Origin of the sequence: uncultured Tateyamaria sp., from assembly GCF_947494755.1 — a bacterium.
GTDB lineage: Bacteria > Pseudomonadota > Alphaproteobacteria > Rhodobacterales > Rhodobacteraceae > Tateyamaria.
In genome coordinates, this window is the sequence record NZ_CANLVZ010000005.1 from 132953 (window position 1) to 145894 (window position 12942).

Sequence of the window (12942 nt, forward strand, 5' to 3'; positions counted from 1 at the left end):
ATTCCCGCAAAGCGGATCAGACGAGGCGGCTGACGTCCCTTGCGGCGCGCACAAAGTCCTGAAACAGCGGGTGCGGCTCAAAGGGTTTGGATTTCAGTTCGGGGTGGAATTGCACCCCGATAAACCAAGGATGATCCGACCATTCCACGATCTCGGGCAACTTGCCGTCGGGCGACATGCCCGAGAAGCAAAGCCCGGCCCTTTCAAGCTGTTCGCGGTAGGCGATGTCCACCTCGTAGCGGTGGCGGTGGCGTTCGTCGATGGCGGTGCGCCCGTAGACCTCGGCCACGCGCGATCCTTCCTTGAGCGTCGCATCGTAGGCCCCAAGGCGCATCGTGCCGCCTTTGTCGTCGCCCACCTTGCGTTCAACCTTGTGATTGCCCTGCACCCATTCCTTGAGGTGATAGACGACCGGCTCGAACCGCTTTTTGCCCGCCTCGTGATCAAATTCTTCGGAGCCAGCGGCCTTGAGGCCCGCCACATTGCGCGCCGCCTCGATCACCGCCATCTGCATGCCCAGACAAATGCCCAGATAGGGTACCTTGTGGGTGCGCGCGAATTCGGCGGCCTTGATCTTGCCCTCGGTGCCGCGTTCGCCAAAGCCGCCGGGGACAACGATGGCATGGAACCCGTCAAGGTGCGGGGCCGCGTCGGCATTGTCGAACAATTCGGCATCCACCCACTCGATCTTGACGCGCACCCGGTTGGCCATGCCGCCATGGGTCAGCGCCTCGGCGATAGATTTATAGGCATCCTCAAGCTGGGTGTATTTGCCCACGATGGCGACCTTTACCTCACCTTCGGCGTTGTGGATGCGGTCGCTGACATCTTCCCATTTGGACAGATCCGGCTTGGGCGCGGGGCTGATCTGAAAGGCGTCCAGCACGGCCTGATCCATGCCCTCACGGTGATAGGCGAGGGGGGCGTCATAGATGGTGGACAGGTCCTGGGCGGCGATCACCGATTCAGGGCGCACATTGCAAAACAGGGCGAGTTTCTCGCGTTCCTTGACGGGGATCGGCCCTTCGGAGCGGCAGACCAGAATGTCAGGCGCGATCCCGATGGAGCGGAGTTCTTTCACCGAGTGCTGCGTGGGCTTCGTTTTCAACTCACCGCTCGCCTTGATATAAGGCAACAGGGTCAGGTGCATAAAGATACATTGCCCGCGCGGCTTGTCCTGACTGAATTGCCGGATCGCTTCAAAAAACGGCAGCCCTTCGATATCGCCCACTGTGCCGCCGATCTCGCAGAGCATGAAGTCGACCTCATCATCGCCGATATTGATGAAATCCTTGATCTCGTTTGTGACGTGGGGGATCACCTGAATGGTCTTGCCCAGATAGTCGCCGCGCCGCTCCTTTTCGAGGACGGTGGAATAAACGCGACCCGAGGACACGGAATCAGTCTTGCGCGCCGCCACCCCGGTGAAGCGTTCGTAATGACCCAGATCCAAATCGGTTTCTGCTCCGTCATCGGTCACGAACACTTCGCCATGCTCGAAAGGCGACATCGTGCCGGGATCGACGTTCAGATAAGGGTCGAGCTTGCGCAAGCGCACCGAAAACCCACGGGCCTGCAAAAGCGCGCCCAATGCGGCCGAGGCCAGACCCTTGCCAAGCGATGACACAACGCCGCCGGTGATGAAGATATAGCGTGCCATATGGTGGTGGTCTCCCGTGGTTCATGCAGGCCAAGGCCGAATGCGGGCGGCGCAAATCAACGCTCCCCACGGGGCCTCAGTATAACAGGATTCGCATTGAAGGGGCAAGGCGCGCGCTACATGATGTTATAGCGCGTTGATTGCCCTCAAGATTTCGTTAATCGGCGCTTGGCACCAGCGGGGCGTCATCCCCTGCGGTCGGCGGCAAGAGATCGCCCCCGGGCGGGGCAAGGTCCGCGTCAGGGGTGTTTTGCGCAGGCGGTGTGATGCCCAACTGGTCAATGACGGATGTGCCCGAGGCATTGCGCGCCGCAATGATCGTCAGCGTGATTGAGGTGATGATAAAGCAGATCGCGAGCACCCAGGTCACCTTCGACAGGGCCGACGCCGCAGACCGGCCCGTCATCGCGCCGCCACCGCCGCCACCACCCATGCCCAGACCGCCCCCTTCGGAGCGCTGCATCAGCACCACGGCAATCAGGCCGAGCGCGAGGATCAGATGGACGATGAGAACGACGTTTTCCATGTGAGGGAATTGCCCTTTCAAGCTGCGCGATGGGCGGTATCTATGCAAGAACGCCCCCTCCCGCAAGTCGCCTTTTGCCCGCACGCGCGCGCGGCTGCATGTGGTCGGTTGGACGGCGTGCAAAAACGGGTGGATATTTGGGTTCGCCTGTCCCAAAGTCGAACGCATGCCCCATGACCATTCTGATCACGCTCACCCGCACAGCCTGCTGCCGTCTGACCCTGCCTTGCGGGTCAAGGCGCTTGAAACGATCCTGACGCAGAAGGGGCTGATTGATCCCGCCGCGCTGGACGAAATCATCGACACCTACGAAAACAAGATCGGGCCGCGCAACGGAGCCCATGTGGTGGCCCGCGCCTGGGCGGACCCGTACTTTAAGGCGGCTTTGTTGGAGGATGCGGACGCAGTGGTGTCCGAGATGGGATATTATGGGCGCCAAGGCGAACATATGGTGGTCGTCGAAAACACGGCGCAGGTGCACAACATGGTCGTGTGTACCTTGTGTTCCTGTTACCCGTGGCCGCTGCTTGGCATTCCGCCGGGCTGGTACAAATCCGATGCCTACAGGGCGCGTGCGGTACGTGAGCCGCGCAAGGTGCTGGCCGATTTTGGCGTGACGCTGCCCGAAGACACCGCCGTGCGGGTTTGGGATTCGACAGCGGAAGTGCGCTATCTGGTGCTGCCGATGCGCCCGGAAGGGTCCGAAGGGCTGGAAGAGGCGGGTTTGATGGACCTTGTCTCCCGTGACGCGATGATTGGCTGCGCGCTGGCGGGCACCCCATGAGCCGGGTGCATGATATGGGTGGCCGCTTTGGCGACGGGCCGGTGATCCCCGAGGAAGAGGGAGTGATGTTTCACGCCGATTGGCATCCCCGCGCGTTGGCCGTGACTCTTGCCTGCGGTTCGCTTGGGCTGTGGAACATTGATGTATCGCGCCATGCCCGCGAGTCGCTGGCCCCGATGGACTATGCGCGATTTTCCTACTACGAAAAATGGATGGCGGCGCTGGCTGACTTGCTGGTAGATACAGGCGCGCTGAGTGCGGATGAGCTGGCCCAAGGCAAAGCGTCGAGCGACAGCCCCTTGGCCGCCAAACGGCTGGAACCGGGCGCGGTTGCGGCCGTGCTGGCCAAAGGGGGGCCTGCCGACCGGCCGAGCACCGTGCCCGCGCGGTTTGCACCCGGCGATACGGTCGAGATCAGAGCGTTTGCCGAAAACGTAACCGTGCCCGGTGGCCACACCCGCTTGCCCGAATACGCGGCAGGGGCCAAGGGCACCATCCTGCGCCTGCACGGCAGTCACGTTTTGCCCGACAGCAGCGCACATCGCTTGGGCGAAGCCGCCGAACCGCTTTACGCAGTGGCCGTGCGCGCCGTTGATATCTGGGCGCATCCCGAACACCCGCAGGACGAGGTGATCCTTGATCTGTGGGACAGCTATCTGGCACCCGGATGAGGCCCGAACCGGCATTCGAGGCCCCTTGGCATGCCCAGGTCTTTGCGCTGACGGTGCATCTGAACGAGGCGGGTGTCTTTGCATGGCCCGATTGGGCTGCGCGGTTTGGGGCGACCCTCAAAACCCATGGGCTCAGCAAGGATCTCAATGGCGGCGATGATTATTTCGCGGCATGGCTGGAAACGCTTGAAGCCTACCTCGCCGAATTGGGTGCGGCCTCGCCAGACAAGGTGCGCGAAGCGCAGGCAGCATGGACAGCGGCCTATCTGGCCACACCCCACGGCCAACCCGTCACGCTGGACTGAAAGACCCCGTGCCCTTCATTGTTCAACAAATATGCCGGGGGAGGCCGCAGGCCGGGGGCAGCGCCCCCAGCTAAGCCGCGACATGGCGCGTCTTACTCGTCCACATCATCCATATCTGCCTGACCCGACAGATAGCGGCGCACATGGCTCCAGCTCAGACCAACCCCAAGGACCAGCGACAGCGCCAGAAGTGCCAACCACACGTTCAGCCCGGGATTGTCGAGTTTGAGCACGCCCAGATCATAAAGAACCCACAGGCTCGCCCCGACGACGGCCAGAACCAGCGCCATGCCGAACCCGCCGATTGAGCGCAGCGTTGCGCGTAGATAGATGATGTATCCAATCAGCAAAAGCAGCCCGGCCAGCACCGCGATGGACAGGTTCTGCGCGCCGAAGTCTCGGACCCAGGCCACGTAATTGTAGGCCGTCGGGTTGTAGGTTGCGGCCAGCAGCCCAAAGGCAAACAGCCAGCGCCAGAGAAAGCCCATATCGGTCATCCGTGCGTTGTTATGGGCGTGCTCATGCCGCGAAGTCGGGTCTGTTGCAACTGTGGGATGCCTCCGGCGGCGGTATTTTTGGTCAAAAGAAACATGTCCGCAGGCTTTGCGTCAGATACCGGTTTCGCATGCCGCACAGCCTCGCTATACGGGCGCGGGTTTGCATGAAAGGGATCAGCATGGCCAATGTGGTGGTTGTCGGCGCGCAATGGGGCGACGAGGGCAAGGGCAAGATTGTCGATTGGCTGAGCGAGCGTGCCGATGTGATCGCGCGCTTTCAGGGGGGCCACAACGCGGGTCACACGCTGGTCATTGACGGGGCCGTCTACAAGCTGCATGCGCTGCCATCCGGCGTTGTGCGCGGCGGCAAGCTGAGCGTGATTGGCAACGGTGTGGTACTTGATCCCTGGCACCTGATTTCCGAGATCGAAACGCTGCGCGGTCAAGGGGTCGATATCTCGCCCGACACGCTGATGATCGCTGAAAACACGCCGCTGATCCTGCCCATTCATGGAGAGTTGGACCGGGCCCGCGAATCCCAAAACTCCGTGGCCAAGATCGGCACCACGGGCCGGGGCATTGGGCCGGCTTATGAGGACAAGGTCGGTCGCCGCGTCGTGCGTGTGGCAGATCTGGCTGACGCGGCAACGCTTGAGCTGCGCGTGGACCGTGCGTTGATCCACCACGACGCGTTGCGCCGCGGCCTGGGGCTGGACCCTGTCGACCGCGACGGTCTGATCGCCAAGCTGAAAGAGATCGCACCGGCCATCCTCGAATACGCCGCCCCGGTCTGGAAGGTCATGACCGAGGCGCGCAAAGCGGGCAAACGCATCCTGTTTGAGGGCGCGCAGGGCGCGTTGCTGGACATCGACTTTGGCACATATCCGTTTGTGACGTCCTCGAACGTGATTGCAGGGCAGGCGGCCACGGGCGTTGGGGTCGGCCCCGGTGCGATTGATTTCGTGCTGGGCATTGTCAAAGCTTACACCACGCGCGTGGGCGAGGGCCCATTCCCGACCGAACTTGAGGATGCGGACGGTCAGCGCCTTGGCGAGCGGGGCCACGAGTTTGGCACCACCACCGGGCGCAAACGCCGTTGCGGCTGGTTTGATGCCTGCCTTGTGCGCCAAACCTGCGCGACCAGCGGCGTGAATGGCATCTCGCTGACCAAGCTCGATGTGCTGGACGGGTTCGAGACCCTCAAGATCTGTGTGGGCTATGAATTGGACGGCAAGCAGCTGGACTATCTGCCCACCGCCGCTGATCAACAGGCCCGCTGCACACCCGTTTACGAAGAAATGCCCGGTTGGTCCGAATCCACCGAAGGCGCGCGCAGTTGGGCCGAATTGCCGGCCAATGCGATCAAATATGTGCGCCGCGTCGAAGAGTTGATCGACTGCCCTGTCGCCCTACTTTCCACCTCACCCGAGCGGGAGGACACCATTCTCGTCCGGGACCCATTTGCGGACTGAAGGGGTGCATATGGCACTGGCGTACAAGACCCGAAAGCGGCTGGCTTTGGCCATTCTGATGCTGGGCGTGCCGCTTTACATCGTGGTGGCAGTAACGGTCGTGGGCTGGTTCGAGCGGCCAGGCTTTTTGGTCGAGTTGTTGATCTACATCATCCTCGGGGTGATCTGGGCCTTTCCACTCAAGTTCGTCTTCAAAGGGATTGGTCAGCCTGATCCTGACGCCTGAGCGGCCTTCCACACTGATTTTTCCAACGCGTAGCACATCCACATCCCCGGTGATGTGCCCAAGGGGCGTTCACGCGTTTCGATGTATTTTGCGCCCAGTTTTGCCGTCGCTTTCTGCGAGCGGATGTTGCTGGGATCGATATGGAACCACACGCGGTCCACGTGGCGAAATGCGTGGTCCAGCATCAGGGTTTTGAGGTCTCGATTGGTGGTGCCGCCCCAATGCGCGGTGGTCAGGAATGTGAAGCCGATCCCGATTTCGCCGGGGCCTTCGGGGGCGGGGTAGTAGCGTGAGCATCCGATCACCGCATCGCTGCCCCGTTCCGTGATCACAAGGGTGCCGCCCGCATCAAGCAACATGTCGAAATAGGGGGCAAAGACCTCTGGCTTATGACGATCCCGTGCGGGATGGCCTGTCCAGATCGCCGGATCACTGGCCGCTGCGGCGAGGGCTGCGTGGTCATCAAGGCGCAGCGGGCGCAGATGCAGCGTCGGGCCTGTCAGTGTGGGTTGATCGGGAAATGTCATGCCGGTCACAGAGCATGAAAAAAGGCGCTCCGACAAGAGCGCCTTTTTCGTGATTATCGCTGTGGCCGGTATCAGCCAGCGGCGCGTTGATCAGGGCGGTAGCCGATATCACCTGTCACGGTAAAGCGGCCCCCCTTGATCTTTTCGATCTTGCCTGCCCGCAGCAGTTGACCGAACGAACGCAGCCCGTCTTCGCGGCTGAAGTCGCGTTCCTCCACCTGACGCACTTTGCTCATCAACTGGGGACGCGAGAATTGATCGCGGCCCTCGACAAAGCTGAGGTAGCTGGCCGCCGCCTCAAGCAGGTCGGGCAGGGTATGCGCGCCCATGTCCGAAGCGTAATCGGCAAAGTTGCCTTCGTCCTCGGTGTCGTGGGTCACCTCTTGTACGGCAGCGACGCGGCGTGGGCGTACGGGGCCTTTAGGTGCGGCCTCAACATCGACGCGCTGTTCTGCGACGAGTTTCAGAGGGGCGGGACGTTCGGCCGAAGGCCGCTCGCCGCGGCTGCTGGATACGGTGGGTCGGCGGGGTTTGACGACCGAGGCCAGATCAGAGCGGAACGCCCCTTCTTCTTCCTCGTCCTTGCTGCCGATCCCGGCATCCGCCTTTTTGGCGGCCACAGCGGCCTTGAGATGGGCAAACGCGTTGCGGCGGCTTGAGCCTTCGGGTTCGTCCATCTGATTGTCCGCCTCGGCCATCAGGCGCGAGACATCATCGTCGTTGACTTTGGTCTCCTCGGACTCTGCCTCGGCTGCAACCTCGATATCTTCGGCGATATCGTCCTCAACGAGGTCATCCTCTGCAATGACGTCGTGTGCGTCGGCGTCTTTGGAAACGTCATCTTCTGCAATGTCGCCTATCAGATCTTCGTCAAGGGCGTCTTCGAATGTGGCGTCGTGCGCGTCGTCGGGCAACTCCGCTTCGACCTGCGCAAGGTCTGCCAGCAGTTCCGCTTCCTCTTCGTCGGACAGGGTCGAGGTGGCGGTTGCGTCGTCGTCTGCGACTTCCTCGATCTGGCCTTTGGCGATGGCGGCATCGATGTCGGCGCGCTTGACCTTGATCACACGGGCGCGGCGCGGCGCGGGCGCGGCGAGGTCTTCGTCCTCATCGGCGTTGATCGCTTCGACGCTGTCCTCGAACAGGTTTTCCTCGGCTTCGGCGGTGTACACCTCGTCCTCTGTGTCGCGCGCCATCAAGGCGGCCAGCGAGTCGAGGCCCAGATCATCATCGTTGTCTTGCGATGTCTCTTCTGCGGCGTCGGACGAGATGTCGTCCGACATGTCCGACGCGATATCGGATTGTTCGGCCACGGCCTCGTCATTGGTGTCAAACCGCGAGAGGATCGACGAGATATCATCCTCGTCTTCAGCGACGTCCGCTTCGGTGCTATCCTCATCCGACTGCGCCGACTCAATGGCGTCTACCGTTTCGGCGACGAAGGCGGATTGGTCGGTGTCCGCCGCAATCGCGTCATCCACGTCTTGGGACGGCGCGAGGTCTTCGGCGTGTTCGTCTTCGAACATCGCATCCTCGTCATCGTCGTCCTGATGCTGGGACACCACGGCCCGGATGCGTTGCAGCTTGGCTGCGATGCTGTCGGGCGCAAGGGTAGCGGCGTCTTCGACTGCGTCAGTGGCGTCTTGCGCGGTCATTTCAGGGGCCGCATCTTCGGTCACATCCGCAAAGAAAGCCTCGGCGCTGTCTTCAATCTCGGCGACGTCCGTTGTGTCATCGGCCTCAGCGACGGCCTCGGGCAATACCGGCTCGGGCGTGATGTCTTCGGCGACGGGTGTGGTCGCCTCAACGACGTCCTCTTGAGTCGGCTCCTCGACGTCTGCGACCTCGGGGACTTCGGCGGTTTCAACCTCAGCCTCTTCAACCTCGGCGATGTCCGGCACCTGCTCTGGCTCGGGGGCCTGTTCTGGCACGGTCACCGGGGCGAGGGCGGCGGCTGCTGGCGCTTGGGCCACCTCGGCCTCACCTGCGCTCAGCACGATGCGGCCCTTGTCCTCGCGCGCCTCGACACGTCGCGAAATCTCGCGCTCTGCGATTCGTGCCAACATTTCAGCGTCGGGTTGCGGAGGCTCGGCCCCGAAATATCGGTCGTCAGAGGCCAGATCGCGGAAATATTCTGCAATCGCCTTCATCGTGCCGAAACTATCGTCAAAGCCTTCCAGCGTGCACGAGAAGGTGCCGTAGGAGACCGTCAAAATCTTATTGTTATTTGTCATCGGATGCTCGTCCTCTGCCGATTTGCGGAGGTTTCTATAGGGCGCAATGCCGGACCAAAGCGGCCCGAATCTGTGCCGAGGAGGGTATCATTTCGCGGCGACATTGTGATCTGTTTCCGAAAAATGCATTAAAAACCCATGACCATGCAGATTGTTCACAGTTTTGACCCTATCACCTTGTTGGGCGGTGGGGAGGCGTCTGTCGCGGATGTCATGGACGCGGTCGCCTTGGCCCCCACCTGCGTCGCGGCGGACGGAGGTGCTGAACTGGCGGACAGGGCCGATGTCGCCGTGGCGGCCATCATCGGTGATTTTGACAGTGTGTCGCCCCAGACCCTTGCCCGCATTCCGCCCGACCGCCAGATCAGGGTCAGCGAACAGGACAGCACCGATTTCGACAAGGCCCTGCGCCATATCGAGGCCCCTGTCGTCGTCGCCGTGGGCTTTACCGGGGGGCGTGTTGATCATCACCTTGCCGTTCTTCATGTGCTGGCTGCCCGCCCGGAGCGCCCTTGCATTGTGCTGGGACCAAGCGAGGTCACGTTTCTGTGCCCGTCTGACGTGACGCTGCCGACCGAGGACGGGGATACCGTGTCCTTGTTTCCCCTTGGGCCGGTGGGCGGTGTGTCAGAGGGGTTGCGCTGGCCGATCGAGGGATTGCGCTTTGATCCTGCCACGCGCATCGGGACGTCGAATATGGCCACAGGCCCTGTCAGCTTGCAGATGGATGCGCCCTGCATGTTGGTGATCCTGCCCCGTGCGCGGCTGGCGGGGGTCATACGGGCGCTGGCGTGCGCGCCTCAAGCTGCGCGATGGCCCGCTCGCGAAATACGATATACAGACCCGCCCCAACCGTGATGCAAATCCCGATGGCGGCCAGCCCGTTTGGCAGATCGCCAAAGATGGCGAGGCCGATGATCGTGGCCACGGGAATTTCGAGATACTGCATCGGCGCAAGGGTCGCCGAGGGCGCATAGCGCAGCGACCATGTCATCAACAGATGCGCCAGCGTGCCAAGCACCCCAATCGCGATCAGTTGGAACAGGGGCATCTCGAACAGGGATGTCCATTGATCACCGGGCAGCGAGATGTCGAGCGTGACAAGCTGCAATGCGGGCAGGTCAGCGCCTTGGGTCAGCCACAGGATAGGCCCCATGATCATCATCGCCATGACCCCGCTGACCGCTTGCAGGCCGACCGGGTCGGTGTCCTTGGCGATATGGCGCGTGACCAGCATGAAGAAGGCAAAGTTGATCGCCACGGCCAGCGGCAGCAAGGCGGGCCAGCCCACCTCGGCAAAGCTGGGTTGAACCACCAGCAGCGTGCCAACAAAGCCGACCACACAGGCCCAAAGGCGGCGGCTGCCCACCTCTTCGTTCAGCACGTATTTGCCGAGCAGCATCATGATGAAGGGCATGACAAAGGCAATGGCGACCGCATCGGCCAGTGGCAGGAATTTGAGGGCCGTGAACATTGCCCCGATACCGACGATGTGCAGCACCGTGCGCAGCAGCGTCAGCCACAACACCCGCCCCCGAATCCGCCAGGCCCGCCCGGTCACCCAGATCAGCGGGATCAGCAGGACAACTTGAATGCCAAAGCGCACAAATAGCAGTTGCCCAAGCGGGATGGACCCGCCCAACAGTTTTGCAAACGCGTCACCCATGGGGGCCACGACGCAAAAGCCCAGCATAAGCATGATGCCGAGAAAGGGGCGGTCTTGAGTCATTGCTGCACGGTAGCAGCGGATCACGCGAACACAACGTGGGAGTTGCTGCGGTCATGATGCGCGTTGGCGTCAGAGCGTGCTGGTGCGGTCCGCTGCGTGGGACTGTTTCGCGGTCGCGAAAGGCGCCCACCCACCGACCCTGCCGCGCGGGCCTCAGCAGTTGGGGACGTTGACGGCCAACCCTCCCAGGGAGGTTTCCTTGTATTTCTCGCTCATATCCGCGCCTGTCTGGCGCATGGTTTCGATGCATGCATCCAGCGGCACAAGGTGGGTGCCATCCCCGCGCAGGGCCAGCGAGGCGGCGCTGACCGCCTTGATCGCCCCCAGTCCGTTGCGTTCGATGCAGGGCACCTGCACGAGCCCGCGCACCGGATCGCATGTCATTCCCAGATGGTGTTCCAACGCGATCTCCGCCGCGTTTTCGATCTGTTGGGGGGAGCCGCCCATCACCGCGCACAGCCCTGCGGCCGCCATGGCCGCCGCACTACCGACCTCCGCTTGGCAGCCCGCTTCGGCCCCGGAGATAGAGGCGTTGAATTTGACCAGACCGCCAATGGCGGCTGCTGTCAGCAGAAAGTCCTGCATATGCGCCTCGGAGGCCCCCGGCACATGGTCGAGGTAATAGCGCAATGTTGCGGGCAGCACCCCCGCCGCTCCGTTGGTAGGGGCGGTCACGACCTGACCGCCTGCCGCGTTCTCCTCGTTGACGGCCATGGCATAGACGCTCATCCAGTCGTTGATCGTATGCGGCGCGCTTTGGTTCAGCCCGCGCTCGGCGATCAGGGCGTCATGAATGCCCTTGGCCCGGCGTTTCACGGATAGACCGCCCGGCAGGGTTCCTTCGGTCTCAAGCCCACGGTCGATGCAATCGCGCATCACCTGCCATAGCCGCTTGGTCCCCGACTTGAGGTTTTCGGCCCCGCCGCGGGATTCCTCGTTTGCTTGCTTCATCTGCGCGATGGTCTTGCCAGATTGCGCGGCCATTTCCAGCATCTCGGCGGCGGATTTGAACGGGTAGGGGACGGGGGCACCCTCATCCGTGGCTTTGCCCGCAGCGAGTTCCTCTTCGGTCATGACGAAGCCGCCACCGATGGAGTAGAACACTTGCCGCAAGGTCACGTCCCCTTGCGCATCCGTGGCCATCAGGATCATCCCGTTGGCATGCCCCGCAAGTTGCGTGTCATAGTCAAAGATCAGGTCGGTCTTGGGATCAAACCGCAAAGGTCCGAAGCCGTCAGGGTGCAGGGTTTGCGTGGCGTGCAGATCTCCAAGCACCTGTTCGGCACGGTCATGGTCGTATGTGTCGGGCACAAACCCGGCAAGGCCCAGTATCGTCGCTCGATCTGTCGCATGTCCGACCCCGGTGAAGGCAAGGCTGCCATGCAGGGACGCCTTCAGCCCTGAAAACTGGAAGGGCGAGGCGCGCATCATCTCCAGAAACCGTGCGGCAGCCACCATAGGCCCCATGGTGTGGGACGAGGATGGGCCGATGCCGACCTTGAACATCTCGAATACGGACAAAAACATCAGAGTGCGGATCCTTCCGGGGGATTGGGTCGTGCGGGCGCGGTAAACGGGGTTGCGCCAAGCCCTTCGGCCATCTGGGCGCGGCCTGTGGCGGGCAGGGCCTCAACGTGGGCACAAATGCGCGCCAGCGCCGGTGTGTCGGCCAGCGAAAACCAGGTGCGATCCTCGGGGCCGTAGATCGCGCACCAGCGTAGCATCGTTGCGATATAGAGGTCGATGACCGTTACCTCTGTCTGTGCGAAAGCTGACGTTTGCGCGGTGTCCAGCGTCGCGAAATGGGCGCGCAACAGCCGCTTGGCCCCGGTCGTGACCATCTTGCAGGCCTCTGGATCATCGCCGACCAGCTTGTGCGGATAGAACAGCAGTTGCAGGGCCGGGTGTACGGTGTTGGAGCAGAAGAACAGCCACTTGAGGAAGTCGGCGCGGCGGCTGTTCTGGGTGCCGGGACCCAGATCGCCATGCGTGTCGACCAGCCAAAGCAGGATCGCGCCAGTCTCAAAGAGTGGGCCATGCGGCGTGATCAGCGTCGGGATCAACCCGTTGGGATTGAGTGCAAGATAGGCCGGGTCGCGTTGGCTGTGCGCCGCGCGATCCACCAGCGCCGTCTCGAACGGCACGTCCAGGGCGTTGAGCGCCAGTCGCACGATCAGCGATGCGTTGTCGGGGGCGTAGTGCAGCACGTAAGTCATGGGCCAGTGATAGCGCGCGGGCGCACCCCGTGCACTGCCCTAAAGCGACCGTTTGGTCGGTGATTTGGTCAGGCTTAACCCAGACTTAACCCTGATGG

General features: G+C 62.3%; 14 protein-coding genes. 6 read left to right on the forward strand and 8 right to left on the reverse strand.

Annotated elements, in window-relative coordinates; genetic code table 11:
* Positions 1-16: 16 nt before the first annotated feature.
* Both Q0908_RS08090 and secG read right to left on the reverse strand, forming a co-directional pair.
* On the reverse strand, positions 17-1660 hold the full coding sequence (locus Q0908_RS08090; protein WP_299282763.1) for a CTP synthase: 1644 nt from the start codon (positions 1658-1660) through the stop codon (positions 17-19).
* Between the two features lie 157 nt (positions 1661-1817).
* Positions 1818-2186, reverse strand: a complete 369-nt coding sequence (gene secG, locus Q0908_RS08095; RefSeq protein ID WP_299282765.1) for a preprotein translocase subunit SecG — start codon at positions 2184-2186, stop codon at positions 1818-1820.
* Between the two features lie 166 nt (positions 2187-2352).
* Here secG and nthA point away from each other — a divergent pair, with 166 nt between their 5' ends.
* The 3 genes from nthA to Q0908_RS08110 are packed head-to-tail and all read left to right on the forward strand — an operon-like array spanning position 2353 to position 3946.
* Positions 2353-2970: a nitrile hydratase subunit alpha gene (gene nthA / locus Q0908_RS08100; protein ID WP_299282768.1), complete on the forward strand. Its 618-nt coding sequence runs from the start codon at positions 2353-2355 to the stop codon at positions 2968-2970.
* A complete protein-coding gene (gene nthB / locus Q0908_RS08105; RefSeq protein WP_299282771.1) occupies positions 2967-3641 on the forward strand; it encodes a nitrile hydratase subunit beta in 675 nt (224 codons plus the stop codon). The genes nthA and nthB overlap by 4 nt, the downstream gene beginning before the upstream one ends.
* Positions 3638-3946 carry a nitrile hydratase accessory protein gene (locus Q0908_RS08110; RefSeq protein WP_299282774.1) on the forward strand — a complete coding sequence of 103 codons (309 nt, stop codon included), beginning with the start codon at positions 3638-3640 and terminating at the stop codon, positions 3944-3946. Before nthB ends, Q0908_RS08110 begins: the two co-directional genes overlap by 4 nt.
* Positions 3947-4038: 92 nt before the next feature.
* On the opposite strand, the gene Q0908_RS08115 is transcribed toward Q0908_RS08110, so the two are convergent.
* The gene (locus Q0908_RS08115; protein ID WP_299282777.1) at positions 4039-4434 is read right to left on the reverse strand and encodes a DUF6524 family protein; all 396 of its coding nucleotides are present in this window, start codon (positions 4432-4434) and stop codon (positions 4039-4041) included.
* Positions 4435-4622: 188 nt separating this feature from the next.
* Here Q0908_RS08115 and Q0908_RS08120 point away from each other — a divergent pair, with 188 nt between their 5' ends.
* Both Q0908_RS08120 and Q0908_RS08125 read left to right on the forward strand, forming a co-directional pair.
* Complete coding sequence (locus tag Q0908_RS08120) at positions 4623-5915, forward strand: adenylosuccinate synthase (protein WP_299283158.1); 1293 nt, start codon at positions 4623-4625, stop codon at positions 5913-5915.
* Positions 5916-5925: 10 nt separating this feature from the next.
* Complete coding sequence (locus tag Q0908_RS08125) at positions 5926-6141, forward strand: DUF2842 domain-containing protein (RefSeq protein WP_299282780.1); 216 nt, start codon at positions 5926-5928, stop codon at positions 6139-6141.
* Here Q0908_RS08125 and Q0908_RS08130 read toward each other — a convergent pair.
* Positions 6120-6668 (reverse strand): GNAT family N-acetyltransferase, encoded by a 549-nt coding sequence (locus Q0908_RS08130; RefSeq protein WP_299282782.1) that lies wholly within the window; start codon positions 6666-6668, stop codon positions 6120-6122. The two genes, Q0908_RS08125 and Q0908_RS08130, sit on opposite strands and share 22 nt — an antisense overlap.
* Before the next feature lie 71 nt (positions 6669-6739).
* A complete protein-coding gene (locus Q0908_RS08135) occupies positions 6740-8899 on the reverse strand; it encodes a hypothetical protein (protein ID WP_299282784.1) in 2160 nt (719 codons plus the stop codon).
* A gap of 138 nt (positions 8900-9037) precedes the next feature.
* Here Q0908_RS08135 and Q0908_RS08140 point away from each other — a divergent pair, with 138 nt between their 5' ends.
* Positions 9038-9757, forward strand: coding sequence for a thiamine diphosphokinase (locus Q0908_RS08140; protein WP_299282785.1), 720 nt, complete (start codon positions 9038-9040; stop codon positions 9755-9757).
* Here the strand turns inward: Q0908_RS08140 and Q0908_RS08145 are convergent.
* From Q0908_RS08145 to Q0908_RS08155, 3 genes are all read right to left on the reverse strand, one after another.
* The gene (locus Q0908_RS08145) at positions 9675-10628 is read right to left on the reverse strand and encodes a DMT family transporter (RefSeq protein ID WP_299282788.1); all 954 of its coding nucleotides are present in this window, start codon (positions 10626-10628) and stop codon (positions 9675-9677) included. The genes Q0908_RS08140 and Q0908_RS08145 overlap by 83 nt on opposite strands.
* A 153-nt stretch (positions 10629-10781) precedes the next feature.
* Positions 10782-12155: an L-serine ammonia-lyase gene (locus Q0908_RS08150; protein WP_299282791.1), complete on the reverse strand. Its 1374-nt coding sequence runs from the start codon at positions 12153-12155 to the stop codon at positions 10782-10784.
* Complete coding sequence (locus Q0908_RS08155; RefSeq protein WP_299282793.1) at positions 12155-12844, reverse strand: glutathione S-transferase family protein; 690 nt, start codon at positions 12842-12844, stop codon at positions 12155-12157. The genes Q0908_RS08150 and Q0908_RS08155 overlap by 1 nt, the downstream gene beginning before the upstream one ends.
* Between the last annotated feature and the right edge of the window lie 98 nt (positions 12845-12942).

Excerpts from the sequence above, each read along its gene's own strand:
- Q0908_RS08110 (WP_299282774.1), top strand. The coding sequence starts at position 3,638 with ATGAGGCCCGAACCGGCATTCGAGGCCCCTTGGCATGCCCAGGTCTTT.
- Q0908_RS08090 (WP_299282763.1), bottom strand. The coding sequence starts at position 1,660 with ATGGCACGCTATATCTTCATCACCGGCGGCGTTGTGTCATCGCTTGGC.
- secG (WP_299282765.1), bottom strand. The coding sequence starts at position 2,186 with ATGGAAAACGTCGTTCTCATCGTCCATCTGATCCTCGCGCTCGGCCTG.
- Q0908_RS08140 (WP_299282785.1), top strand. The coding sequence starts at position 9,038 with ATGACCATGCAGATTGTTCACAGTTTTGACCCTATCACCTTGTTGGGC.
- Q0908_RS08145 (WP_299282788.1), bottom strand. The coding sequence starts at position 10,628 with ATGACTCAAGACCGCCCCTTTCTCGGCATCATGCTTATGCTGGGCTTT.
- Q0908_RS08135 (WP_299282784.1), bottom strand. The coding sequence starts at position 8,899 with ATGACAAATAACAATAAGATTTTGACGGTCTCCTACGGCACCTTCTCG.
- nthA (WP_299282768.1), top strand. The coding sequence starts at position 2,353 with ATGCCCCATGACCATTCTGATCACGCTCACCCGCACAGCCTGCTGCCG.
- Q0908_RS08150 (WP_299282791.1), bottom strand. The coding sequence starts at position 12,155 with ATGTTTTTGTCCGTATTCGAGATGTTCAAGGTCGGCATCGGCCCATCC.
- Q0908_RS08155 (WP_299282793.1), bottom strand. The coding sequence starts at position 12,844 with ATGACTTACGTGCTGCACTACGCCCCCGACAACGCATCGCTGATCGTG.
- Q0908_RS08115 (WP_299282777.1), bottom strand. The coding sequence starts at position 4,434 with ATGGGCTTTCTCTGGCGCTGGCTGTTTGCCTTTGGGCTGCTGGCCGCA.
- Q0908_RS08125 (WP_299282780.1), top strand. The coding sequence starts at position 5,926 with ATGGCACTGGCGTACAAGACCCGAAAGCGGCTGGCTTTGGCCATTCTG.
- Q0908_RS08130 (WP_299282782.1), bottom strand. The coding sequence starts at position 6,668 with ATGACATTTCCCGATCAACCCACACTGACAGGCCCGACGCTGCATCTG.
- nthB (WP_299282771.1), top strand. The coding sequence starts at position 2,967 with ATGAGCCGGGTGCATGATATGGGTGGCCGCTTTGGCGACGGGCCGGTG.
- Q0908_RS08120 (WP_299283158.1), top strand. The coding sequence starts at position 4,623 with ATGGCCAATGTGGTGGTTGTCGGCGCGCAATGGGGCGACGAGGGCAAG.